The 24,958-nt window shown below is 65.5% G+C and carries 21 protein-coding genes; 7 read left to right on the plus strand and 14 right to left on the minus strand.

Annotated features, from left to right (window positions below):
- Positions 1 to 382: 382 nt before the first annotated feature.
- From ACOPJ3_RS08940 to ACOPJ3_RS08975, 8 genes are all read right to left on the minus strand, one after another.
- A complete protein-coding gene (locus ACOPJ3_RS08940) occupies positions 383 to 742 on the minus strand; it encodes a hypothetical protein (RefSeq protein WP_427868839.1) in 360 nt (119 codons plus the stop codon).
- A gap of 19 nt (positions 743 to 761) precedes the next feature.
- Positions 762 to 1,226 carry a hypothetical protein gene (locus tag ACOPJ3_RS08945; protein ID WP_427868840.1) on the minus strand — a complete coding sequence of 155 codons (465 nt, stop codon included), beginning with the start codon at positions 1,224 to 1,226 and terminating at the stop codon, positions 762 to 764.
- 74 nt (positions 1,227 to 1,300) lie between these two features.
- The gene (locus ACOPJ3_RS08950) at positions 1,301 to 1,867 is read right to left on the minus strand and encodes a hypothetical protein (protein ID WP_427868841.1); all 567 of its coding nucleotides are present in this window, start codon (positions 1,865 to 1,867) and stop codon (positions 1,301 to 1,303) included.
- Complete coding sequence (locus ACOPJ3_RS08955) at positions 1,868 to 2,143, minus strand: hypothetical protein (RefSeq protein ID WP_427868842.1); 276 nt, start codon at positions 2,141 to 2,143, stop codon at positions 1,868 to 1,870.
- Positions 2,144 to 2,958: 815 nt separating this feature from the next.
- Positions 2,959 to 3,327, minus strand: coding sequence for a hypothetical protein (locus tag ACOPJ3_RS08960; protein WP_427868843.1), 369 nt, complete (start codon positions 3,325 to 3,327; stop codon positions 2,959 to 2,961).
- 5 nt (positions 3,328 to 3,332) lie between these two features.
- Complete coding sequence (locus tag ACOPJ3_RS08965) at positions 3,333 to 4,817, minus strand: putative T7SS-secreted protein (RefSeq protein ID WP_427868844.1); 1,485 nt, start codon at positions 4,815 to 4,817, stop codon at positions 3,333 to 3,335.
- A gap of 293 nt (positions 4,818 to 5,110) precedes the next feature.
- On the minus strand, positions 5,111 to 5,599 hold the full coding sequence (locus ACOPJ3_RS08970) for a hypothetical protein (RefSeq protein WP_427868845.1): 489 nt from the start codon (positions 5,597 to 5,599) through the stop codon (positions 5,111 to 5,113).
- A 66-nt stretch (positions 5,600 to 5,665) separates the two neighbouring features.
- On the minus strand, positions 5,666 to 5,959 hold the full coding sequence (locus ACOPJ3_RS08975; protein WP_427868846.1) for a WXG100 family type VII secretion target: 294 nt from the start codon (positions 5,957 to 5,959) through the stop codon (positions 5,666 to 5,668).
- A gap of 368 nt (positions 5,960 to 6,327) precedes the next feature.
- Here ACOPJ3_RS08975 and ACOPJ3_RS08980 point away from each other — a divergent pair, with 368 nt between their 5' ends.
- The gene (locus ACOPJ3_RS08980; RefSeq protein WP_427868847.1) at positions 6,328 to 7,248 is read left to right on the plus strand and encodes an FHA domain-containing protein; all 921 of its coding nucleotides are present in this window, start codon (positions 6,328 to 6,330) and stop codon (positions 7,246 to 7,248) included.
- The gene (locus ACOPJ3_RS08985; RefSeq protein ID WP_427868848.1) at positions 7,184 to 10,939 is read left to right on the plus strand and encodes an FtsK/SpoIIIE domain-containing protein; all 3,756 of its coding nucleotides are present in this window, start codon (positions 7,184 to 7,186) and stop codon (positions 10,937 to 10,939) included. Before ACOPJ3_RS08980 ends, ACOPJ3_RS08985 begins: the two co-directional genes overlap by 65 nt.
- 169 nt (positions 10,940 to 11,108) lie before the next feature.
- Here the strand turns inward: ACOPJ3_RS08985 and glnA are convergent, their stop codons facing one another.
- The 3 genes from glnA to ACOPJ3_RS09000 form a co-directional block, all read right to left on the minus strand.
- Positions 11,109 to 12,533, minus strand: coding sequence for a type I glutamate--ammonia ligase (glnA, locus tag ACOPJ3_RS08990; RefSeq protein ID WP_427868849.1), 1,425 nt, complete (start codon positions 12,531 to 12,533; stop codon positions 11,109 to 11,111).
- A 140-nt stretch (positions 12,534 to 12,673) separates the two neighbouring features.
- The gene (locus tag ACOPJ3_RS08995; protein WP_427868850.1) at positions 12,674 to 13,102 is read right to left on the minus strand and encodes an RDD family protein; all 429 of its coding nucleotides are present in this window, start codon (positions 13,100 to 13,102) and stop codon (positions 12,674 to 12,676) included.
- Positions 13,103 to 13,120: 18 nt separating this feature from the next.
- A complete protein-coding gene (locus ACOPJ3_RS09000; RefSeq protein WP_427868851.1) occupies positions 13,121 to 13,810 on the minus strand; it encodes a DUF4191 domain-containing protein in 690 nt (229 codons plus the stop codon).
- 174 nt (positions 13,811 to 13,984) lie between these two features.
- On the opposite strand from ACOPJ3_RS09000, the gene ACOPJ3_RS09005 reads away from it, so the two are divergent.
- Complete coding sequence (locus ACOPJ3_RS09005; protein ID WP_427868852.1) at positions 13,985 to 14,389, plus strand: hypothetical protein; 405 nt, start codon at positions 13,985 to 13,987, stop codon at positions 14,387 to 14,389.
- A gap of 62 nt (positions 14,390 to 14,451) precedes the next feature.
- On the opposite strand, the gene sucB is transcribed toward ACOPJ3_RS09005, so the two are convergent.
- The gene (sucB, locus tag ACOPJ3_RS09010) at positions 14,452 to 16,287 is read right to left on the minus strand and encodes a 2-oxoglutarate dehydrogenase, E2 component, dihydrolipoamide succinyltransferase (protein WP_427868853.1); all 1,836 of its coding nucleotides are present in this window, start codon (positions 16,285 to 16,287) and stop codon (positions 14,452 to 14,454) included.
- Between the two features lie 43 nt (positions 16,288 to 16,330).
- Positions 16,331 to 17,704: a dihydrolipoyl dehydrogenase gene (lpdA, locus tag ACOPJ3_RS09015; protein ID WP_427868854.1), complete on the minus strand. Its 1,374-nt coding sequence runs from the start codon at positions 17,702 to 17,704 to the stop codon at positions 16,331 to 16,333.
- A 163-nt stretch (positions 17,705 to 17,867) separates the two neighbouring features.
- On the opposite strand from lpdA, the gene ACOPJ3_RS09020 reads away from it, so the two are divergent.
- Together ACOPJ3_RS09020 and ACOPJ3_RS09025 are read left to right on the plus strand one after the other, a co-directional pair.
- Complete coding sequence (locus tag ACOPJ3_RS09020) at positions 17,868 to 18,860, plus strand: proteasome assembly chaperone family protein (RefSeq protein WP_427868855.1); 993 nt, start codon at positions 17,868 to 17,870, stop codon at positions 18,858 to 18,860.
- 230 nt (positions 18,861 to 19,090) lie between these two features.
- A complete protein-coding gene (locus ACOPJ3_RS09025; RefSeq protein ID WP_427868856.1) occupies positions 19,091 to 20,533 on the plus strand; it encodes an RNA polymerase sigma factor in 1,443 nt (480 codons plus the stop codon).
- 112 nt (positions 20,534 to 20,645) lie between these two features.
- Here ACOPJ3_RS09025 and ACOPJ3_RS09030 read toward each other — a convergent pair whose 3' ends face one another.
- Positions 20,646 to 20,867 carry a DUF7455 domain-containing protein gene (locus tag ACOPJ3_RS09030; RefSeq protein ID WP_427868857.1) on the minus strand — a complete coding sequence of 74 codons (222 nt, stop codon included), beginning with the start codon at positions 20,865 to 20,867 and terminating at the stop codon, positions 20,646 to 20,648.
- A gap of 194 nt (positions 20,868 to 21,061) precedes the next feature.
- Here ACOPJ3_RS09030 and ACOPJ3_RS09035 point away from each other — a divergent pair, with 194 nt between their 5' ends.
- Both ACOPJ3_RS09035 and ACOPJ3_RS09040 read left to right on the plus strand, forming a co-directional pair.
- Positions 21,062 to 23,155 (plus strand): DNA gyrase/topoisomerase IV subunit B, encoded by a 2,094-nt coding sequence (locus ACOPJ3_RS09035; protein ID WP_427868858.1) that lies wholly within the window; start codon positions 21,062 to 21,064, stop codon positions 23,153 to 23,155.
- Between the two features lie 367 nt (positions 23,156 to 23,522).
- Positions 23,523 to 24,518, plus strand: coding sequence for a hypothetical protein (locus tag ACOPJ3_RS09040; RefSeq protein ID WP_427868859.1), 996 nt, complete (start codon positions 23,523 to 23,525; stop codon positions 24,516 to 24,518).
- Positions 24,519 to 24,958: the final 440 nt, after the last annotated feature.

Below are 24,958 nucleotides of genomic sequence, written 5' to 3' on the forward strand. Positions count from 1 at the left end.
CTGGGGGAGAGGTCGCGTACTCGAGGAGCCGCCTACGCAGCTCACGCACTTCCGCAGCATCCTGCTTCATCTCACCCGGCTTCTCGCCGGCCTCGACACACGCTTGTCGCATCCACTTGTCGAGGGTCCCGACATGCACGCAGAAGCCATTCGCGAACTGCGCGAGAATCACTTCCGGGTCACGGTTCTCCGCAACACGAACTACATCCTCACGGAACTCCTTGGGGGGAACCGCTCAGACATGATGGCACCCTTCGAGGCCAGCCCTCTCAGCTAGCCACGTTAGATGTCAACTGTTCTTGCATCAGACCCGGTGCACGAGAAAACTACTCGTCAACCAACAAGCAAAGCGAGAATCCTTATGGTCGAGAAATACAGCGCATTAGCCTTCCAACGGGACGACAACTCGGAGTCCCCGGATCGGATGCCGAGTCGTCACCACCCATTCATCGGGAAGCTCGGCGCGAACTCGCCGAGCAAGTTCATAGCCATCCTCCAGAAAATTGTCTGGAAGCTCGTAACTGGCGGGATCGTCGGCTGGGAAAATTGCGTCAGCGCTGTCACCCCAAGCTAGTAAGTCGCGCACAAGCTCGTCACTCAGCCCGATCTCATGACCATCAATATTAGCCAACCCATATTTTCCCGACATCCACAAGGCGTACTGAGTCCACTCATAGTGCACGTCTACTGCAGGCGGCGCGCTCGGGTCTTCAACCTCGAACTCAATAGTCAAGTCACTCATGTGGCGGAGGCCCCAGTCTTCAGATCAGCTGACGCAGTTCATCGATGATGACTTGAATCTCCTCGCGGGTAAAGCCCATTCGAATCGAATAGTCCCAGTCATCAAGCACTTCCATGGTCGCAGCACACATCTCAATGTGTGCAGCGATCTCTTCCCGTGATGCGGCAAATACCAAAGTCCCCGCTTGAAGCGAAGCACCCAGTTTGAGTTCACCCCGCTCGTTTTCAGCTGACTCCGAACGGAAAATTCTGTGAAAACCCAGGCGGGGCACCTCCGCCGAATCCCGGGTGCTCGAAGCATCACAGGCGGAGGCTCGATAGAATTCTCGGATCGGGATCCTGAGTTCGACGGCTTGCTCGGCCGATATGCCAATGCGAGACAGGAATGAACCATCACGTAGTTCCTCATGGGTTTCCCGAATGCTATCCAACAAAGCACGAATACTCGTGCGGTCAGCGATGAATACAACTTCATCACTCGTCACAGCCTCTCTCGAAAGGTGCTTCTCGAGAGCTGTAGGGAAACTGGTCGAAGCAAAGGATATTAAGCGCATTCTTCTCACTCCAAATGCTCAAGGAAATGCTCAAGGAAGTACGCGCAACTATCAACGGTCCTTAACGTCGCGCCGCCAGATAGTTCCTCATGGGTTTCACGGATCCTGCCCAGCAGAGCGCGGAGTCTTCTACGATCACTATGGATGACGATCACGCCGCTCGCAGGCGGAAATGCCGGTACGGACCTACGGCAGTAACGCGGAAAACTGGCGGTTTCAATTCTCGAATCGACAATGTATCGCCACCAAATACGGCAGGATTTCTGTAGCGCAGGGGCCACCATTTTCAGAACACGGAACGGCCACTCGTGTACGAGTGACGAAAAGGTCCTGAACATCGCTGTCACCATTTGCCGAAGCTTTTGCCGGCCATCCACGAAACCCAGCGCAATTTCCTCCACTTCACCGTAGGCGACCTCGTGCACAAGGTCTGCCAATGCTGGGTAGGGAAGCACGGCTCCTTCACTATCATTCAGTTGTGCTTGAACTGTAGGTCTCAGAAATGTCATGTCCTTGACATGCTGCTCCCACCAGGGCGAGCTCGCTTGCAGGGCATCAAGGAGCTCCTCCATTCACCGCATCGTCGCTCGGATCGCAGATTGAATATGGAGACCAGCATCGACCTCTCGCTTGTCACACTCGTTCAGAACGCGACCGTCACCAATGCGGAACAGAACGCCACCGCCAAATGACTCTTTTGTGACAGTGTGGGGCAAGAATCGCGAGAAACCCGGATCAGCACGATAGTTCAACCACCCCAACTGTTCATGCGTGCGGTCATCCCAGACAGCATCCCGATAGCGCTCTTCGGTGGCCCAGGCTCGATCAGGTGACCAGTAATCGATCATGAATCTGAATACGTGCTCCGACACAATTGGGTCTAATAGCCGAGAGACAGATTCCCCCAGGTTCAACAACACGCGATTAGCGCTCTTTCTTTCAGCAAGTGAACCTGTGTGTATCGAGATGGACAGGTGTTCGCTCGTGCGTTGAGTCTCGGGTTCGTTCGCGAACCCGAGACCCCAACCAACATCAACCGTTGTATCGCAGGTTGGACGCCCTTCACTGTCAAGATGCGTGAACCAGCTGCTTGGGGTCTCGTTGCTCCAAGCTCGCTCTAGAGCGAGCTTGGGGTCTCGTTGCTCCAAGCTCGCTCTAGAGCGAGCTTCTCGAGATTCTCTAGGTTCGGACCTAGGGGCCGTTCATTGTCTACACGATCACCAAGTACGTAGAGAGCTCCGAAGGTCGGGTGCAGTTTCCGTAGCAACAACAGGAACTCGCGTGTCTGGTGTACAAATTGCCCGAAGGTCTGTTCGCGTGCTCCCCAGAACACCCCGAAGTAAGGTTCGGTCTTGCTCATTTTTGCACCAGTTCCTATCTCAGGTACGCAACGCCTCCAGATGGATCTCGAGCTGGGCCGCGATCCGCTTGATCGCCCCTATCCTGCTCGCCGGATCGCGACATGCGTCCAATGCAAGCCGCGTCGCCACTCCTTCACTTCCTCGCTGTACTTCCTCGATGCTGCCTTACGCTCATGCCTCACAGGTTTCAAGCCTCCACCGCTCCCCGGGCGCTTCAGAGCTGGGTCTGATGCACGTAAAAGTCAAACTGTCACCTCAACGCGCATCAGACCCAACCTTGCGCACATTCACGAGAGTTGCGATCAGATTATTCTGGCGCGAGAATCCAGATCCGACAAGAACTTCTCAGGAAGACGAAGCCGACAGAAGGTGTCCACATCAAAAAACGCTTCTTTCAGCGCATCAAGATTGTTCTCGATGAACGTGTGATCCCTACCACTGAATTCAGTCATGGATACCGAATCACTCGCCTGGAAAAAACAACTCACCGAAGAGTACTGGGCGCCAGGAAATCCAAACCCGAAGATGAATGTTTCGTATAAGAGAAATCGCACATGTCCGTCCTCCTGATCCCTTTCAGGACCGTAGCGGACAGTGTCGATGTACCGGGCCTTAGGACCAAAGTGGTCTCCAACGACCTCGCGGTAGTCGAATAGCTTCTGAATCTTCAACGTGTTTACCTCCCCTCGTAAGTCGCAAAGCCTGTTCTTGGGTTGTATTCATAACCGTTCATTTCAAGATACTTGAGTTCCTTGTCCACTGCGCTGCCCGGTCTGGCAGCTGGGTTGTCTGTAAATCGAACTGGCATCCCCTTGGCGACGATCTCGTCCAAGAATGGCTTGTTCAGGAGTTCGTAGAGCGCTTCATCTGAAAGGTTGTAGGTGTTTCTGGTCTCTTGCCAGCCTGGATTTTTAAGATTGAAATGCGCGTCGCCATTCTGTTGCGCGATCTGCTCATAGCTTTTTGAATTCCCTGGAATGAACCGGCCAAGCGTTGCTTGACCCGCGCCCATATTGTGGGTGCTTTTGTCGTAGAGGGCAGAGAGTTCTCCCAGGGACATCTTGTCTACGCCATTGACCAGCACTCTTTCCCCAGATACCGTGATGCCCTTGCTGTTCCGAAGCAAGTTGGTCATTCTTGACATCCTCGCGGCAGCTTGAGCGGCAGCTTCTGCGGCATTTCCGAGTTTGCTGACCGCGCCGGCCTTTGCGGCAGGGACAACCAAACTGAGGATTTCGAAGGTGACCCGTCCGGTGGCTTCGGCTGGGTGTGTTGCCCACAAGTCCTCTGCGCTGATCTGCCGCCACACTTCTCGCAGCGCCCCGAGCGGGTCTGAGCCGATCGCGATGAGTGTATGGGTATCATCCATGTACTGCTTGAAAAGTGCGTCAGGGCCTCCCGTGAGGAAGTTGCGGAGGTCCCGGATGAGTCTCTGAGCGGGGTCCATCGCCTGGATGAGCTCATTCAGGCCCACAATGGTGTCCCAGGCGGCGCTCGTGAACCCCTTGAAGAACCCGCTCACGATGGGATCCAGTTGCGGGAAGGCGTGAAGGAGCGGGCCGCGCCCGAAGGGTGAATTCCAGAAGACGTCCCACCCGTCCTCAGTGATCTCGGGCGGAGCGTTGCTGGTGGTGCCGGCTGCCGCATGGATTTCAGCCGTGACTTCATTCCCAATGGCGAGAAGCGTCATCTGCGCTGTTGCCAGCCGGGACTGCGCCATCAGGAGCCCCATGGCGCCCGGATCGGAATAGACCGGAGGGGTCGCGGCCGGGGTTCCGGGATCAGCCTGCGCTGCGGCCTTCGCTGCCTGCTGATGCTTCGTTCGGGCCAGCACGGTCGCTTGTTCGGCGGCGGCTGCATCCGCAATCGCCGCCTGCGCTTCTGTCCGCGCCGTCAGAAACGCGGTCTGATACCGGAGTAGCGCGGCCGCGACGCGAGTAAAGGCAGCGGAGGCTTGAGCCATACGGTTCGCTTCGCGCGGCACAACCGAAGCCCAACTGGTAGCGGCTTGCCCGGCCCAGGACGGAATCTGTAGCTTCGGCCACGCATGGCTCACTTGGCGTGATGCGCCTACCCCGGAACCGACGATTTCAAGTGCTCCAGAGATCGTAGCCGGGTTCCCCGGGATCAAGGTCTCGACCGACGCGGATCCTGAAAGCATCAGCCACCAGCCATTTTCGATGCTGCGCGTGCGAGAAGGGCGTCAACCCGGTCGGTGTCACTTGCTGCGTTTCGGAGAAGTTGCGAACCGTTTTGGGCTGCGCGTTGGCGAAGCCCAAATTCCCCGGCCCAGGCCTGCTGAAATGCACTGACGGCGGCCGCAACCCCGGCATGCCCGAACTCACCAGCTGCGAGCTGATGCACCGGGTGCTTCGAGAGCGCTGAACACACGGTCGCGGCATTGGCCGCGGTGGTTCGGAGGTCTTGCGAAGAACTCTGGAAAGAACTCATGGGCTAGGTTTCTGCTGCGATCGTGCCTGCCGCCAAGGATTCATACCCGGCGACTATGATCCCGTCCTGTGTTGATTCAAGATTGACCGCGACGGGAGCGGCCCCACCGGCAAGTGGCGGCGGGTCCTCACGGGACGCGAGATCAATGAGTGCGGTGTGCTCCTGCCCGGGATCGATCGCGAGGTACCTCGCTCGAACCGGCAACCCGAACAGTTGCGCACCAGTGATTCGTACCCAGTCAAACCCGTCGGCACCGTGCTCGGGTCCGAGCGGTGATGCCGTGACGAATTCGGTGAGAAGCTCAACTCGAGAGAACACGGGTGTCACGAGGGTGCCTTCGACGTCGAAGACCGGCGCCCCGAAGTAATCGGGACGGTACATAAACATCTCGCAGGCGTCGAAAAGCTGCCACAGCTTCCGCTCGTCAGCAAGCCCCCGGCCCCACAGCCTGGCAAGCTCGGTCAGCAGATCACCGTCTGCTTCGAGATCCACTGCCGAGGCCTCGCCGGAGTCGGGTCCACGAAATACTTCGTCCCTGACGGACATGCCGGCGCGGAGCTAGTTGATCTTGGATGCGATCTGGGAGTCGAGATCACGCATCGCGGTCGCGGTACTCGTCAGGAACGCCTGGATCTCATTCAACTGCGCAATCAGCGTGTTCGCGCTCGTCGTGTACTTCGTGTACGCGTCGTTGAACTTCCCCGACGCCTGATCAGTCACGAACCCCGAAGACACCAGGTTCTGAATCTGGGTCTGCATTCCCTGCAACTTCGTCGTAATCTCTTCACGACCAGATCCGAGCTGTGATGCAGCGGTCTCGATCTCTGCGTAGCTGACCTTGATATTCGACATACGGGGCACCCTTACCTTCACTGACGGACGTGTACTTCCCCCAAGACGCGTGAGTGCGAGAGCCCCAACATCACTGCACACGCCACATGAGTCAAAACAAGACCGTGATCCCGTTCCGACCCCCTCAAGATAGACGACAACTGTTAACAAATGCAAATCTCATTGCAAATGCCAGGATTACCCCCACCAATGCAGATACTTCGTCCAACTTGCAGGACTTCGCATGCGGCAGAGATTGCCTCTAGGCTGGGGTCGTGCCGCATTTCGCCCTGTGTCGCGCGGCACCTGCGATAACCACGAGATGGGTGGTCGGTGCCGCAGGGGGGTCAGGGTTGTTGACCGTTCTCGGCCCCTAAGGATTTCTCCGCATGAAGCTCCGCGTCACCCTGGTCCAGCGCAGCAGCGCTTCCCGGCTTCAAGCCCGCGACGTGACCCTCACCACCGATGTGACGGCAACGGTCGGCGAAATCGCGCGGACACTGGTGCGGGCTGGTGCGGGTGATCCGCGGCTTCTCCCGTATGCGACCCATCGCGAGGCGCCGTTGACCCTTCGCGCCGAGTTCCCCGACAAGCCGACGCTCATTCTCGACGCAGGCGATCCGATCGGCACATCTGGACTCAGCTCTGGGAGCAGCGTTGAACCGGTGCTCGAGGCCGCGCCAGGCGAAGGGCGACGATCCCGCACGCCGATCGCGCAACTCACCGTCCTTGACGGGTCACAAGCGGGCGTCTCGTTTCTCGCGGTGCAGGGCGAGAATCTGATCGGGCGTGAGCGGGGGAGTCGTGTCGAGCTCCACGATCGTAGTGTTTCACGCCGACACGCGGTCCTTGCCCTGCGGGACGGCCACGTCGTCCTGGAGGATCTGGGTTCGGCGAACGGCATCGCGCGAATTGATCAGACCGGACGTGCTGAACCGGCGCACTCCATTCACCTCACGGGCACGTCGACGGTTGAGATCGGTGCCGTGAGGGCGCGAATTGAAGTCGGTCCTCCGGCTCAGCGCGACCAGTCTCTGGCGAGTTCGATCCCGCACTTGCAGTCGCCTCACGTCGATCCGGTGTTCACTCCCGATCCGATCGAACTGCCGAGCCCACCGGATACCCCTGAGCCCACCCGCTTCCCCCCTGATCGCGATGGTGGCGCCCCTGCTCATGGGGGCGGTGTTGTACCTCACAACGCAGTCAATGATGAGCCTGATCTTTGTCGCGCTTTCCCCGTTAATCATGATCGGTTCGTGGGTCGACACTCGGCTCACACGGCGGAAAACGACAGCGACGAAGCAGCGTGAGTATGTCGCAGGCCTGGCACTCGCACGCACGGAACTGACCGAGAATCGCGACATCGAGCTCCTGGCTCGAAACGCCGAGACCCCGCACCCGGCAGATCTCTTGCGGTACCCCACCGATCAGGATCTTCGGCTCTGGACCCGGCGCCCGGAGCATCGCGCCTTCCTCGAACTGCGACTCGGCAAGGCCCAGCTACCCAGTCGCAAGCGCATTGAGCTGCCGCCGCGCGGCAAGATTCCGGCCGAAAACTGGGCAGAACTCTCGCAACTGCACGAGGAGTTCGCCGCCGTTCCCGATGTCCCGGTGCTTGAACGCCTTGATCGCTGCGGATCGCTCGGCGTCGCCGGACCCGCGCTCTGGGCAAGCGCAGCGGCCCGGGCGCTCCTGGTGCAGCTCTTCGCACTCCATTCCCCTGCAGATCTGGTATTCACCGCCTTCGCCTGCGCCTACCAGGCCGACGGAGACTGGGCCTGGCTGAAATGGGTGCCCCACGCAGACTCGGCGTACAGCCCGCTTGGCGTCTCCCACCTCGTGTCTGATCCACGCAGCGCAAACTCGCTCCTCACCGCACTCGAAGGCCTGATCCAGACCCGCTCAGATTCCGCGCGGGCCAGCACGATCAGGTCCCGCATCGAGGGGAGCGCCGCTGATGCTGGCGAGCGCCTCGCACCCGCATCCGACCTCGCTCCGGCCCCGGCCATCGTGGTACTCGTACTCTCCGACGTCATCGTGGACCGCACGCGACTCGTCGGCCTCGCCGAGGATGGGGCCGACGTTGGCGTGCATCTCATCTGGCTCGCCTCCCACTTGGGGGCGACCCCTGCAGCATGCCGCACCGTCATCGAGGTCACCGAGGGGGCGTGGCGCGCGCACTTCGTTCGGCAGGGAGAGATCATTCCCCTCTCTGGCCTGGACTTCATCGACACACCTCAGGCACACACGTTCGGTCGCGCCCTCGCCCCGGTCGTCGATGCCGGCGCTCGCGTGCTCGATGAGAGCGACTTCCCCCGAAGCGTCGCTCTCGGGCAGATCGTCGACACCGACATTCTCGGATCGGGTGAGGCGGTGGCACAGGCGTGGCACGCAAACGACAGCCTCACCTCGGGCTGGTCGATCGGCGTTGAACGCGAGCCCGGTCCGCTCTCGGCGGTCGTCGGCCAGGGGAGCGACGGCCCCGTCGAGCTCGACCTGCGCACCCACGGCCCGCACGCGCTCGTCGGCGGCACCACGGGATCCGGAAAGTCCGAGTTCCTGCAGACTTGGATTCTGTCGCTCGCCGCCCAGTACGCCCCGGATCGCCTCACCTTTCTCCTCGTGGACTACAAGGGCGGCGCAGCATTTGCGGACTGTGTCGACCTCCCGCACACGGTGGGCCTCGTCACGGACCTCAACACGCACCTCGTTCGCCGCGCGCTCACCTCACTTCGAGCTGAGCTGAGATATCGCGAAGAACTGCTCGCTGAGAAGGGTGCGAAGGATCTCATCGCACTCGAGCGTCGGGGGGATCCTGACGCACCGCCAACCCTCGTCATCGTCATCGACGAGTTTGCGGCGCTCGTGAATGAGATCCCGGAGTTCGTCGACGGCGTGATCGATGTCGCCCAGCGGGGCAGGTCACTCGGTCTGCACCTGGTCTTGGCCACGCAGCGCCCGGCGGGCGTCATCAAGGACAATCTGCGCGCCAACACCAACCTCCGAATCGGCCTGCGCATGTCTGACCCGGCAGACAGCACCGACGTGCTCGGGGTGGCCGACGCCGCGGGCTTCGCCCCGGAAACGCCGGGTCGTGCCGCGGTGAAGGTCGGGGCCGGCAGGTTGACCCACTTCCAGACCGGCTACCTCGGCGGTCGGTCCGAGACCGAGCAGCGCGACGCGGTCGAGATCCGAGATCTCACCTTTGGTGAGCACGCTCCCTGGCCCCTGCACCCGGAGGTGCGCCAGCGCGGCACCGAGCGATCCCGCAAGGGCCCCCGCGATATCGAGGTCCTCGCGCAGAACATCCGAGATGCGGCGCAGGCGTCGGGGGTGCGCGCCCCGCGCAGGCCCTGGGTTGACCAGCTCCCCTCGACGCTGCTCCTCGACCAGCTGCAAGACTTCGGTGCGCCTCGATCCAGGGCAGCAGCGGGCGGGTGCGCTGTCTCCGTTGGCCTTATCGACGAGCCGAGCCTCCAGCGACAGTCGCCGTACCGCATTCACCTCACCGAGATGGGCAACGTGGCGATCTACGGGGGATCCGGATCCGGGAAGACCACCGCCCTCATCAGCTTCGCGGTTGCCGCCATACGCGAGCACCCCGCCGCGCAGGTCTTCGGAATCGACTCCGCGGGCGGCAGACTCTCGCTCCTCACGCAGCTTCCCAACACGGGGGATGTCGTGCCAGCCGACGACAAGGACCGCACGACGAGACTTCTCGGCATGCTCACCCGGGTCGTCGCGACGCGCGGGTCGTCTCCCGCGGGGGACCGCCCGCCGGTGCTCCTGCTGGTGGACGGCTTCGCGGCATTCCGCGACGCCTATGAACACCTCGGTGGGGGCACGAACGCCTTCCAGCACCTCGTCGAGGTCGCACGGGCTGGTCGCAATGTTGGGGTCCACGTGGTGTTCGCCTCCGAGCGTGCGGCAAACTTTCCTGCGGCACTTGCCGCAAGCATCCCCGAACGACTCGCGCTCAGACTCACGGCCGAATCCGACTACCAGCTCCTCGGCATCCCCGCGAGCGCACTCGAGGACGCGCCGCCGGGACGAGCGGTCAGAATCGGCACCGACGAAGAAATCCACATCGCTGTCCCGGCCGTCGGCAACGACCCGTCCGACCTGGACGCCGCGATCGCGGCGCTCGCCGTGTCCCAGCGCGAGGCCGGCGTCGCCCAGGTGCCCGGGGTGCCGGAAGTCCCCACTCATGTCAGCCGTACGGCACTTTCCGAGGCCGGCAGCCCGGCAGCCTTTGCCATTGAAACCGTAGACCTGCAGCCCGTCGATGTGCCCGAGGGCGGCATGCTGCTCGTCACCGGCCCCGCAGGCTCCGGCCGCACCACAGCAGTCGCCTCACTCATCGACGCCATCTCCGAACGAGCACAGAACCAGAACGAGCGCCTCGATGCCGTGCTCCTGTCTCCGCGCCGATCGAGCCTGCGAGCGCTGCACTACTGGACCGAGATCGCAGACAGTCCGTCCTCCCGGGAGCACGAGATCGAACGGCTCACCCTCGCGCTCGGCGGCAAGCCCCACGCCGCATCCGGCCTCACGCTCCTTCCGCTCATCGGCAGCATGCCACTTGAGGACGCACCCGAGCAGGACGAGCTCGGCGCGGCCCCGAGCACGTTCCCCGCGCCCGGTGCCCAGGGCCTCGTCGTCATCGAAGACATCGGCGGCTTCGATGGCTCCGGCAACGAGGCCGCACTCGCGGCACTCCTCAAGCTCCTGCGCCGCAGCGATCACACCGTGATCATCGAGGGCGAGAATGCAACACTCAGCACGGTCTGGGAGCTCGCGGCCCCGCTCCGCGGCGCGCGCTGGGCCATCGCACTCCAACCCGACGCCAACGACACCCCGAGCCTGTTCACCACGCCGTTCACCCACGAAAAGCGCGCGAACTACCCGCCCGGCCGCGGGCTCCTCGTCAGAAACGGCACCCTCACGGGGATCCACGTCGCAGAAGCCGAGACGCTCGGTGCAGGTGTGACCGTGGGGTGAGCAACATCGTGGCGCCCACAGCCCACGGCTCGCGTTCCGCTGCGATCGGCCCCGCCGATACGCGGGCGAGCAGCACTACGCCCCTCACCGCGGCATGCGGTGAGGGGCGAATGCGGAGGAAGCCGCAGGGGACTACCCGGTCAGGGCGAAAGTCCCGACAATCTGATCCTTACACCCCGTAGTACAGCTCGAACTCGTACGGGTGCGGGCGGAGCGCCATCGGGGCGATCTCGGTCTCGCGCTTCAGCTCGATCCAGGTCTCGACGAGTTCCTCGGTGAAGACGCCGCCCTCGAGCAGGAACTGGTGGTCGGCCTCGAGCGCGTCGAGCGCCTCCTCAAGCGAGCCGGGCACCTGCGGGATGTTCTTCGCCTCCTCGGGGGGCAGCTCGTAGAGATCCTTGTCGATCGGCTCCATCGGCTCAATCCGGTTCCGGATCCCGTCGATACCGGCCATGAGCTGCGCGGCGAAGGCGAGGTAGGGGTTGCCCGAGGCGTCGGGGGCGCGGAACTCGATGCGCTTCGCCTTCGGGTTCGAGCCCGTGAGCGGGATCCGCACGGCCGCGGAACGGTTGCCGGCCGAGTACGCGAGGTTCACGGGCGCCTCGTAGCCCTTCACGAGGCGGCGGTAGCTGTTGATCGTGGGGTTCGTGAACGCGAGCAGCGCGGGGGCGTGGTGCAGGATGCCGCCGATGTACCAGCGCGCGATGTCCGAGAGGCCGGCGTAGCCGTTCTCGTCGTAAAACAGCGGCTCGCCGTCCTGCCAGAGCGACATGTGGGTGTGCATGCCCGAGCCGTTGTCGCCGAAGACGGGCTTCGGCATGAACGTCGCGGTCTTGCCCCACAGCTCGGCCGTGTTCTTCACGACGTACTTGAACTTGAGGACGTCGTCGGCCGCGCGGACCATCGTGTCGAAGCGGTAGTTGATCTCCGCCTGGCCGGGGGCGCCGACCTCGTGGTGCGCGCGCTCGAGGATGAGCCCGGCCTCGATCAGCCGCAGCGAAATGTCGTCGCGGAGGTCGGCCTGCTTGTCGACGGGGGAGACGGGGAAGTAGCCGCCCTTCTCGCGCGTCGTGTTGCCGAGGTTGCCGCCCTCGATCTTGCGGCCCGAGTTCCAGTGCGCCTCCTCCGAGTCGATCTCGTAGAAGGTGCGGCGCGGCGTCGTCTCGTAGCGCACCGAGTCGAGGATGTAGAACTCGGCCTCGGGGGCGAAGAACGCGGTGTCGGCGATGCCGGTCGAGGCGAGGTACTGCTCCGCCTTCTTCGCGACCTGGCGGGGATCCTTCGAGTAGATCTCGCCCGTGCGCGGGTTGAAGATGTCGCACACGACGATGAGCGTGCGCTCGGCGCGGAACTGGTCGAGGTACGCGGTCGTCACGTCGGGGATGAGCTGCATATCGGACTCGGCGATGCCAGCGAAGCCGGCGATCGAAGAGCCGTCGAACATCTGCCCGACCTCGAAGAAGTCCTCATCTGCCGCCGAAGCCGGGATGTTGAAGTGCTGCTGCACCCCCGGCATGTCGGTGAACCGGATGTCGACGAACTTGACGTCCGTCTCCTTAATGAACTCGATGACTTCCTGAGGGGTGGTGAACATGCTGCTCCTTGGTGCTGATGCGCCTTCGGTGGCGTCGGCTTGGTATCCACCCTACGCGAGCTAGATTTCAGTAACGTGTGACCAGTGTTTCGCGAATGTTACGTGTCGCGAGCGGGTGATCGGGCCGAAACTGGTCCGGCTCAGGCCCGCACGAGGACGGTGCCGGCGATCTTGTCGTGGAAGCCGCGCTGATCCGAGTCCCAGACGAGTACCGGGATCACGAGGCACAGGAGCACCGTGCGGACGAGCGGGCGCCACACGCCGACCCAGCCGCCGACGAGCGGCACGACGCGCAGCCCGACGAGGCGGTGCCCGATCGAGCCGCCGATCGTCGGGATGAAGACGATCTGCAGGGCGGCGAAGATCAGGAAGTTCCACCAGGCAGCGGCGTCGCCGCCGATGAGGAAGTACGCGGGAAGCGCGGCGAGCCACCAGTCGATGAAGATCGCGATGAAGCGGCGGCCGATGCGTCCGACGGATCCGGGGCCCGTTTCGGGCAGGCCGAGGCGTTCGCCCGGCCACTTGCTCGGCTCGAGGTCCCCGAAGCGCTGAGGGGAGGAGGTTGCCATGCCAGTAGCTGGTCCGGATCAGCGCGGGCGCTGCGAGCGGATCTTGTTCGGGTCCATGCCCTTCGGGATCCCGATCGGGGTGCCTTGCAGCGAGGACAGGCGGTTGTAGACCGCGGCGACCTCGTTGCGGTTGAGGGCCGGCTTCAGCTTGACGAGGGCCTTCGAGAGCTTCGGGAGCGGGATCCCGCCCTCCTCCTCGCCGACGTAGAGGTGCACGACCTCGACGTTGCGCAGCGCGCGGCGGACCTTGCGCTCCTCGTCGGCGGCCATGCGCTGGGTGCGCTGGCGCGAGCCCTCGGAGATGAGCACGACGCCGCCGCGGCCCACGACGCGGTAGACCGCGTCCTGGTTGCGGTTGATGGCGACGGGGACCTCCGAGCCGCGCCAGGAGCGGCGCAGCGCGCTCTGCACGACGGCGCCGACGGCGCCGGGGCGACCCTCGATCTGACGGTACGCGACCGTCTCGGCGCGGCGGCCGAGCACGATCATGACGAGCAGGATGCCGACGAGCACGCCCGTGAGCGGCCAGATGACCCAGCCGAACCAGCCGCCGGGGAGCAGCCACGCGAGGATGAGCGCGACCGCGAGCGGGCCAATGAAGGAAAGCAGCAGCGCGAGTGTCAGATTGCGATCGTGAACCTTCGTGGTCTTGTAGATCTCAATCATCTGCCGGATGCGTCCGGACCGCTTTGCCTTCTCTGCTGCCATGACACCTAGAGTATCGCGTCCCGGCGTCACGCGTGACCGCGGCGTCTGCACTCGACGGGGTGTTCGCTCACAGCGCCCCGCGCCCGCGCAGTGTCCACATATGTGGGCAGTGGCGCGCGATTGCGGGGTCGCGCGGAGGCCCGCGTGGGACGCTGTCGGCGGGAGGTGATGACGATGGCCTGGAGGCGCCGTGGGAAGGAGGTGCCGCGCCGCGGGGCGCGCGAGCTGGCGCGGCTCGCGGTCCGGCTCTGCCGGGCGGGGCTGCTGCTGCGCGTCTCCGGGCGCTGCGCGGCCGCGGACGGGGGCGAGCGGCGGCACCGGAGGCTCGGGCACGACGTCGGCTGCGAGACGCTCGGGATCCCGCTGTACTCGCTCGAGCCGGCGCTCACCCGTTGGAACACGGTCGGCGCCGCAGGCCTCCTGTGCGAGGCGCTTGGGGAGGCCGCGCGCGAGATCGCGGCGGCGCACGCGGACCCGAGCCGCGGGATCGATCCCGAGCGGGACTTCGAGGCCGTGCTCTACGCGGTGCAGTCGCGGCTGACGCCGGCGCCCGAAACGGAAGAGGGCCGCGGCCCCTGACGGGGGCCGCGGCCCTGAACCGCGGTTCCGGATCCTGATCCGGATCCGGAACCCGCGTCCGGTTAGTACCCGAGCGCGTCCGCGAAGTCGCCGCCCTCGAGGCGCTCGCGCACCTGCGTGAGGAAGCGAGCGGCGTCGGCGCCGTCGATCACGCGGTGATCGTACGACAGCGCGAGGTACACCGTGGAGCGGATCGCGATGGCGTCGCCCTCGGGGCCCGAGACGACCGCGGGCTTCTTCACGACCGCGCCGGTCCCAAGGATCGCCGTCTGCGGCAGGAAGACGAGCGGCGTGTCGAAGAGCGCGCCGCGCGAACCCGTGTTCGTCAGGGTGAAGGTGCCGCCGCTCAGCTCATCCGGGGTGAGCTTGTTCTCGCGCGTGCGCGCCGCGAGGTCGGCGATCTCCCCGGCGATCTGGGCGAGGTTCTTGTCGCCAGCGTCGCGCAGCACGGGCGTGAGCAGCCCGCGCTCGGTGTCGACCGCGATGCTGATGTTCTCGTGCGCCGGGTAGTTGATGGTGTCGCCCTCGACCGTGGCGTTGATGATCGGGTAGGTGCGCAGCGCCTCGGCGGCGGCCAGCGCGAAGAACGGCAGGAAGGAGAGCTTGTTGCCCGTCTTCTCGAGGAACTCGTCCTTGTGCGCCTGGCGGAACTTCGCGACCTTCGTCACGTCGACCTCGACGACCGTCGTGAGCTGTGCCGTGCCCTGGAGCGAGGCGACCGCGCGCTCGGCGATGACCTTGCGCAGGCGGCTCATCTTCTGGGTCGTGCCGCGAAGCTCGGACACCTGCACCTCTGCGCGCGCCGGGGCGGCCTCGGCCGCGGGCGTCTGGGCGGCAGGCGCGGCCTGCTCAGCGGCCGCGAGCACGTCCTCCTTGCGGATCCGACCGCCGACGCCCGTGCCCTTCACGTTCGCGAGGTCGACTCCGCGCTCGTTCGCGAGCTTGCGGACGATGGGCGTGACGTAGCCGGATCCCGGCTCAGTCTGGGCCTGCACCTCAGGCGCGGCGTGCGCTGCGGGGGCCTCCTGCGCGGGGGCCTGCTGTGCGGGAGCCTGCTGCTGTGCCGGCGCCTCCTGAGCGGGGGCATCCGCGGCGGCAGGAGCCTGCTGCGCCTGCTGTGCGGGCTGCGCAGGTGCTTCCTGGACGGGGGCCTCCTGAGCCGGGGCCGCCTGAGCGGGCGCTTCCTGGGCCGGGGCCTCCTGAGCGGGCGCTTCCTGGGCCGCGGGCGCCTCGGAGCCGATGCGCGCGAGCACACCGCCAACCTCGACGGTGTCGTCCTCGGCCACGACGATCTCGGTCAGCACACCGGCGATCGGGGAGGGCACCTCGGTGTCGACCTTATCCGTGGAGACCTCGAGCAGCGGCTCGTCGACCTCGACGGCGTCGCCGACGCTCTTGAGCCAGCGCGTCACGGTGCCCTCGGTGATGCTCTCACCGAGCGAGGGAAGCACGACGTCCTGCGCGTCGCCGGCGCCAGCGGCCGGGGCTGCGGGGGCAGCGGGCGCCTCCTGCGCGGGCGCGGCGGCCGGAGCGGCCGCGGGAGCCTCGGCTGCCGGGGCCTCTGCCGCAGGTGCCGCCTGTGCGGGGGCTTCCTCGGCGGGTGCCTGTGCAGGCTCGGACTCTGCCGGAGCCGCGGGCGCCGCGGAGTCGGATCCGCCGCTGCCGTCGCCGACGCGCGCGAGCACGGCGCCGACCTCTGCCGTCTCGTCCTCCTGGACGAGGATCTCCTCGAGCACGCCCGACACGGGCGAGGGGATCTCGGTATCGACCTTGTCGGTCGACACCTCGAGCAGCGGCTCGTCGACCTCGACCGTGTCGCCGACGTTCTTCAGCCAGCGGGTGACCGTGCCCTCAGTCACGCTCTCACCCAGTGCGGGGAGGACCACCGATTCACTCATCGTGCATTTCTCCGTTCGTTGCTTAAAAAGTATGCGGCCGCTGCTAGATCGCGTGGAGCGGCTTGCCGGCGAGCTTCAGCATGGTCTCGCCGATCGTCTCGTTCTGGGTGGGGTGGCCGTGGATGAAGGGCGCGACGTCCTCGGGGTACGCCTCCCAGTTCACGATCAGCTGCGCCTCGCCGACGAGCTCGCCGACGCGCGCGCCGATCATGTGCACGCCCACCACGGGGCCGTCGTTGACGCGCACGGCCTTGACCGTGCCGGCCGTGCCGAGGATCGAGCTCTTCGCGTTGCCCGCGAGGTTGTACTCGTAGCTCGTGACCTTGTCGTCGCCGTACTTCTCCTTAGCCTTCGCCTCGGTGAGGCCTACAGATGCGATCTCGGGATCGCAGTAGGTGACCTTCGGGATGTTGACGTCGGCGACGACGACGGGGGAGAGGCCCGCGATCTCCTCGGCCACGAAGATGCCCTGCTGGTAGCCGCGGTGCGCGAGCTGCAGACCGGGGACGATGTCGCCGATCGCGTAGACGCCGGGGACGTTCGTGGCGAGGCGCTCGTTCGTGAGCACGAAGCCGCGATCCATCTCGATCCCGACCTCCTCGAAACCGAGACCCTGCGTCGAGGGACCACGTCCGACGGCGACGAGCAGGTAGTCCGCCTGCAGCGTCGTGCCATCCTCGAGCGTCACGGTGACTCCCGAGTCGTCCTGCGTCACGCTCTGGAAGCGGACGCCGATTTTGAAGTCGATCTTCCGCTTGCGGAAGGCGCGCTCAAGCTGCTTCGAGACGGACTCCTCCTCGTTCGGGACGAGGTGGGGCAGGCCCTCAACGATCGTCACCTCGGCCCCGAAGGAGCGCCACACGCTGGCGAACTCGACGCCGATGACGCCTCCGCCCAGGATGATGACCTTCTTCGGCACCTCCTGGAGTTCGAGCGCCTGCTCGCTCGTGATCACGCGGCCGCCGATCTCGAGGCCGGGCAGCGAGCGGGAGTAGGATCCCGTCGCGAGCACGACGTTCTTGCCGGTGATCGTGTCGTCACCCACTTGCACGGTCGTGGGGGAGGTCAGTCGCCCCTCGCCCTCGATGACCGTGATGCCGTTGGCCTTCAGCAGCCCCTGGAGGCCCTTGAACTTGCCCGCGACCAGGTTCTCGCGAAACGCGTTGACCTTCGCGATATCGACGCCGGAGACACTGGAGAGGACACCGTACGCCTCGCCGTCGCGCGCGACGTCGGCGATCTCTGCGGAGTGCAGGAGGGCCTTGGTCGGGACGCAGCCGCGGTGCAGGCAGGTGCCCCCGAGCTTGTCCTTCTCGATCACGGCGGCGCTGAAGCCCAGCTGGGTCGCGCGGATCGCCGCAGCGTATCCGGCGCTGCCGCCGCCAAGAACAACGATGTCAAACTGCTGATCGGCCAAGTGGATCTCCCTCGGATTGCTCGCACGTTTTGGCTGTCCGTTGGTTTCCAGGACGCACCGCCTCAAGACTACACCCGGGGAATCGCTGAGATCCGGAACCCGGGTTCGCTGTGGGCGTGACGATACTGCGCCGCATGTCAGACGCCCTTCGTAGGATGGAGACGTGACCAATCCCATCTTCTCCGCTGACTACGCAGAACGCCGTGCTCGCGTCCCGCGCGGGCTTCCCCTCATCGTCGCGATGCAGGGGCTGAGCGACGCGGGCGGTGCGGTCTCGCAGCTCGAGGAATTCTTCTGGGATCGATACGAGCCGGAGGAGCTCGTACGCTTCAACGCCGACCTCCTGCTCGATTACCGGGCGCGCCGTCCGGTCATTACGTTCGAGGAGGACCACCTCACCGAGTACCTCCCGGACGAGCTCACACTCAGCCTCCTGCACGACGAGCTGGGCCATCCCTTCCTGCTCCTAAGCGGGTATGAGCCTGACTTCAGGTGGGATGCGTTCATCGACAGCGTCCTGCTCCTGGTGCACGAGTTCGAGGTTTCGGTAACGGTCTGGAGCCACGCGATCCCGATGCCGGTCCCGCACACTCGGCCCATCGCGATGACCGTGAGCGGCACGAGGGACGACCTCATTGAGGCCCGGTCCGTCTGGCGCCCCACGACGAAGCTCTCGGCATCCGCCGCGCATGTGCTCGAGTATCGGCTGCACAGCATGGGGGAGGAGGTTGTCGGCCTCGCGCTGCTCGTCCCGCACTACCTCGCGAACACCGAATACCCGGATGCACTCTATGCCTCGCTCGACGGGATCATGGCCGCGACCGGCCTCATTCTCTCGACCGACGAGGTGCTTGAGTCTGCGCGGCAGTTCAACTTGCAGGTCGACAGCCAGATCCGCGAAAACCACGAATCGACGGAGATGGTCGAGACCCTCGAGCACCGGTACGACGCGTACATGGAGGATCACGAGGAGCAGGGAGGCCAGGCCTCGCGGTCCCCGCTGATCAGCGAGGACGGCACGATCCCCACGGCGGATCAGCTCGCGAGCGAGCTCGAGCGCTTCCTGGCAGAGCGCCAGCAGTTCCCGAAGGGCGACGGCGGTGCGAACGGGCGAGACAACCCGGATCCCGAACCCGGCGAAGACCCCGCGCAGTAGCTCCCAAAATCTCGTGCCCATCTCGGAGACGGCGGTTGTGAGCACGCTGTCAGGGTGTGGTCAGATCCGGCACGAGAACGTGCAATAATGGAGGTCCGAACCCATTCAATCCGGTACCTTGACCCGCTCGCGGGAATAGTCCGGGCTTGACATGGGTTTTCATGCTGTGAGCACTTTTCGGTCGACAGGCCGAGTGCACAGTGTCGATTGCGATACAGAGAGGCGGCTGCGTGGCAACTGCATCCACGACCAAGTCCCGTGCGAACTCTGCGGCGAAGGCCACGGCTGAGGCGGCCGAAACCGCGGATCAGACCGAGAGCACGGAGTCGGCTGCTGCCAAGAAGGCACCGGCGACGAAGAAGGCGGCGGCCAGCAAGACCGCCACGAAGAAGACGACTGCGGCGGCGAAGAAGGCGACCGCAGCGGGGGCCGAGGGCGAGGGGGAGACGAAGCCCGCGGCCGCGAAGAAGACGACAGCCAAGAAGGCGACCGCGACGAAGAGCACTGCGGCCAAGAGCACCGCTGCCAAGAGCACTGCGGCGAAGAGCACTGCGGCGAAGAAGACCACGACCAAGCGCGCCGCCGCAAAGAAGGCGGCTGAGGCCGAGGTCGAGGATCCGGAGCTTGGAACCGAGGAGGAGGCCGAGGCCGCCGAGGAGCGCCCGACGCCCACCGCGCCCGCGGTCCCGCTCCCGACCGGTGCCATCGTGCTGAAGGCTGGCGACGAGGAGGACGTGCCGACGGTCACGACCGCGATCCCCGGCGCCACGGCCGATCCGGTCAAGGATTACCTGAAGCAGATCGGCAAGGTCGCGCTCCTGAACGCGGCCGAGGAGGTCGAGCTCGCGATGCGGATCGAGGCCGGTCTCTTCGCCGAGGAGAAGCTCGGCACCGAGAAGGGCCTCCCGAAGAAGCTCGAGCGAGAGCTCAAGTGGGTCGCCCGCGACGGCCAGCGCGCGAAGAGCCACCTTCTCGGCGCGAACCTCCGCCTCGTCGTCTCGCTCGCGAAGCGCTACACGGGCCGCGGCATGCAGTTCCTGGATCTGATCCAGGAGGGCAACCTCGGTCTCATCCGCGCCGTCGAGAAGTTCGACTATACCAAGGGCTTCAAGTTCTCGACGTACGCGACCTGGTGGATCCGGCAGGCGATCACCCGCGCCATGGCCGACCAGGCGCGCACGATCCGCATCCCGGTCCACATGGTCGAGGTCATCAACAAGCTCGCCCGCGTGCAGCGCCAGATGCTCCAGGATCTGGGCCGCGAGCCCACCCCCGAGGAGCTGAGCCGCGAGCTCGACATGACGCCCGAGAAGGTCGTCGAGGTCCAGAAGTACGGCCGCGAGCCCATTTCGCTGCACACGCCGCTCGGTGAGGACGGCGACAGCGAGTTCGGCGACCTCATCGAGGACACCGAGGCGGTCGTGCCGGCCGACGCGGTCGGCTTCACGATGCTGCAGCAGCAGCTCGAGCAACTGCTCGACTCGCTGTCGGAGCGCGAGGCTGGCGTGATCCGGATGCGCTTCGGCCTCGGCGACGGCATGCCGAAGACGCTCGATCAGATCGGCGACACCTTCGGCGTCACCCGCGAGCGGATCCGTCAGATCGAGTCGAAGACGATGGCGAAGCTGCGCCACCCCTCGCGGAGCCAGCAGCTGCGCGACTACCTCGACTAGGGTGCGATCCGGTCGCGACCTGGTCGCGGCCCGGAAATGATACGAGGGCCCCGGGAGATTCTCCCGGGGCCCTCGTTCCGTCTGTGCTTCGCCGCGCGAGCGGCGAGCGCGCTTATGCGTTGAGCCGGTGGCTCTCGTCGTGCCAGACCTCCGCCATCGGGCGAAGCTTGGCCTCGTGCTTGGTCGCGTGGTGCGCGCAGAAGAGGAGCTCGCTGCCCCCCAGCATCACTCGGACGTACGCCTGCGCGCCGCAGCTGTCGCAGCGATCGAGCGCACTCAGCGGGCGATCCGCGGCGACGGCCTCCTCGGCGCGATCCTGTTCGATCGTCGTCATGGCAGCCTCCTTTTCCTGATCCGATACACCTCTATCCAAGCACGCCCGCGCTGAGTTCACCCGGAGGGAGCCCGCCGGTTCGCTGACCGCGTAGCGTTCGCGGCCTTGTTCCCCAATCGCCGGGGCGATGAACCGTCAGTGTCGGTGGTCTGCCCTAGGGTGGATTCGTCATCTAGAGAGTGGAGTCCCAAGCCTTGGCAGAGTCGAGCTATTCCGCACGCCACCTCACGGTCCTCGAGGGGCTTGAGGCGGTGCGCAAGCGTCCGGGCATGTACATCGGTACGACCGATAGCCGCGGCCTCATGCACTGCCTCTGGGAGATCATCGACAATTCGGTCGACGAGTCGCTCGCCGGCCACGGCGACGCGATCGGGATCACGCTGCACGCCGACGGCAGCGTCACCGTGACCGACAACGGCCGCGGCATCCCGGTCGACATCGAGCCGAAGAGCGGCCTCTCGGGCGTCGAGCTCGTTTTCACGAAGCTGCACGCGGGCGGCAAGTTCGGCGGCGGCGGCTACGCGTCCTCCGGCGGCCTGCACGGTGTCGGCGCGTCGGTCGTGAACGCGCTCTCCTCACGCCTCGACGTCGAGGTGGATCGCGACGGCAAGACGTGGGCGATGTCCTTCCGCCACGGCGAGCCGGGCGTGTTCTCGGGCGACGGCCCCGACAGCCCGTTCACCCCGTTCGAGGAGGCCAGCGAGCTGCGCGTCGTCGGCAAGGTGCGCAAGGGCGTCACCGGCACGCGCGTGCGGTACTGGGCCGACCCGCAGATCTTCCTCGCGACCGCGAAGTTCGAGCCGGAGTCGCTCGTCGCGCGAGCCCGACAGACCGCGTTCCTCGTGCCGGGTCTCAAGATCGAGATCACGGATCAGCGCGCAGAGTCGCTCGACGAGGCGGGCAATCCGGCCGTCCACACCTTCGCCTACGAGGGCGGCATCTCCGAGTTCGTCGACTTCCTTGCGATTGACGCGCCCCTCACTGAGACCTGGCGGGTCTCCGACACCGGCACCTTCACGGAGACGGTCCCCGTCATGGACGAGGCGACGGGGCACCTCGTGTCTCGCGAGGTCGAGCGCAGCTGCGAGGTCGACATCGCCCTGCGCTGGGGCACGGGATACGACACCGAGATCCAGAGCTTCGTCAACATCATCGCGACGCCCAAGGGCGGCACGCACCTGAGCGGTTTCGAGCAGGGCCTCACGAAGTTCTTCCGCAAGCAGATCGAGGTGAACGCGCGGAAGCTGAAGGCGGGCTCCGACAAGCCCGACAAGGACGACATCCTGACCGGCCTCACGGCCGTCGTCACGGTGCGCGTGCCCGAGCCGCAGTTCGAGGGGCAGACCAAGGAGGTGCTCGGCACGGCCGCGGTGCGCGCGATCGTGTCTCGGGCGATCGTCGGCGGCCTCACCGAGCGCTACGAGTCGGCGAAGAAGCAGGACCGCGCCCAAACCGGCGCGCTGCTCGAGAAGATGGTCTCGGAGATGAAGGCCAGGATCGCGCTCCGCGCGCAGCGCGACACCGCGCGGCGCAAGAGCTCGCTCGAGAGCTCCTCACTGCCGGCAAAGCTCATCGACTGCCGCTCGAAGAACGTCGACGAAACCGAACTCTTCATCGTGGAGGGCGACAGCGCGCTCGGCACCGCGCGCCCCGCGCGCGACAGCGAGTTCCAGGCGCTCCTCCCGATCCGGGGCAAGATCCTGAACGTGCAGAAGGCGTCGGTCGCGGAGATGCTGAACAACGTCGAGTGCGGAGCGATCATCAAGGTCATTGGGGCGGGATCCGGCCGCGACTTCGACCTCGAGTCGGCGCGCTACGGCAAGGTGATCCTCATGAGCGACGCCGACGTCGACGGCGCGCACATCCGGACCCTCCTGCTCACCCTCTTCTTCCGCTACATGCGGCCGATGCTCGAGGCCGGGCGCGTGTACGCCGCCGTGCCGCCGCTGCACCGCGTCGTCGTGCTGAACTCGGGGCGCAAGCCGAACGACATCATCTACACCTACAGCGAGCGCGAGCTGAATACCCTGCTCACGGACCTGCGCCGCCGCGGTAAGAAACACCAGGAGCCGATCCAGCGCTACAAAGGCCTCGGCGAGATGGACGCCGACCAGCTCGCAGAGACGACGATGGACCGCGAGCACCGCACCCTCCGCCGCGTCCGCGTCGAGGACGCGCACGCCGCATCCCAGGTGTTCGAACTCCTGATGGGCAACGACGTCGCCCCCCGCAAGGAGTTCATCATCGAAAACGCCGACGACCTCGACCGCGAGCGCATCGACGCGTAGGCCGCTTCGCGCCCCCCCCGGTTGAGTTGACCCAAACTCTCCCTTGGAACGCAGAATGCGTCACTTTCGGTCAACTCAACCAACCGGTCCGGCCTCGCGTCCCGCGCCCCCCCTCTCTTGAGTTGACCCAAACTCTCCCTTGGAACGCAGATCCCGACACTTTCGGTCAACTCAACCCGGCACCGCCGCCCACCCGCGGCCGCGCGCCCTCGCGCAACCCTGCGCCGACCCCTGAGTTGACTCAAAGTGTGCCCTGGAACGCAGAATGCGTCACTTTGGGTCAACTCAAGTTGGCGGGCGGCGGCGAGTTTTCCACAGCTTTGGGTTTGGCGGACCACGGCCGGGGAGAATGCCGCACACTTGCGACATGAACCCCCAACCGCAACCGCTACCCGCGTCGCTCGGTGAGCGCTTCACCTGGGCCGAGGCGGCAGGAAGCGCTGTCCCACCCTCGCGACTCCGGCGTCCCGACGTGGAGCGCGTGCACCGCGCCACCTATCGGCGCGGCGAGGCGCGTGTCCACTCCGACTGGCGGGCGGCGCACATTTCGCGCGTCCAGGATGTCGCGGCGTCGCTTCCCGACTACGCCATCGTCGCCGGGGTGTCGGCCGCGATTTTGTGGGGGCTGCCGATTCCCGGCCCGGCACCCGATCAGCCGCTGCCCGTTGAAGTCGCCTCGCTCGCCCCGGCGCGTGCGATGCGCGTCATGGGGATCCGGAGCAGGCAGGTGCGCCCCCGTTTGGTCCGGATCACCGAGCTTGGGGGCGTCCGGCTGACGGATCCCGCGACAACCTGGGGCGAACTCGCTCGGCGCTACGACACCGCTTGGGCGGTCGCGCTCGGGGACGCGACCGTGCATCGGAAGCGGATCCCCGGCGGGCAAACACTCGCCAGGCCGCCTCTCGCCGACCCCGACGAACTGCGCGAAGTGGCCTATACCCAGCGACGCCCTGGTGCACTCCTGCTGCAGCGCGCGCTGCCCTGGATCGCGACGACGAGCGCTTCGCCTCCTGAGTCGCACCTGCGCCTCTGCCTCAAGGCGTGGAGACTTCCTGATCCGGAGCTGGATTTCGATGTCTATGACGAGGAGGGGCGCCTGCTGGGGTGCAGCGAGTTCGCGTACCCCGAGATTCGACTCGCGCTCGAGTACGAGGGCAGGCACCACCTCACCGATCCGGCGCAGTGGAACCGCGACATCGAGAAGTACCGGGACTACGCTGAGGCCGGTTGGGAGGTGCTGCGGGTCACCGCCGAGCACCTGTACGGCGCCCCGCACACCCTCCGCGCGAATGTTGAGGCGACGCTGTCCCGGCTGGCCACTGCCGCGAGCCACGCCCGTGCCGCCGCTCGCGGCCTGAGCTGAGCAGCGCCGGGTTGACGAGCGCCGGGTAGACCAGCGCCGGGTTGAGTTGACCCAAAGTGACGCATTCTGCGCTCCAGGAGAGAGTTTGGGTCAACTCAAGCCGCGGGGAGGGCCCGAGGGGCGAGAGCGGCGGTCGCGGGCCGGTTGAGTTGACCCAAAGTGACGCATTCTGCGCTCCAGGAGAGAGTTTGGGTCAACTCAAGCCTTGAGGAGAGCGAGAGGGGCGAGAGGGGAAGGCGCGGGCCGATTGAGTTGACCGAAAGTGTCGGGATCTGCGTTCCAAGGGAGAGTTTGGGTCAACTCAAGCGCAGGGCGCAGGGCCCAGGCACAGGGCGCCGGGCGCCAGGCACCGGCCGGCAGGCACCGGCCGGCAGGCACCGGACGGCGGGCGGCGGGCGGCGGGCGCCGGCGGCCGGGCGCCGCCCGGCCCCAACCGCGCC

Origin of the sequence: Leucobacter luti (assembly GCF_050310065.1) — a bacterium.
GTDB lineage: Bacteria > Actinomycetota > Actinomycetes > Actinomycetales > Microbacteriaceae > Leucobacter > Leucobacter luti_B.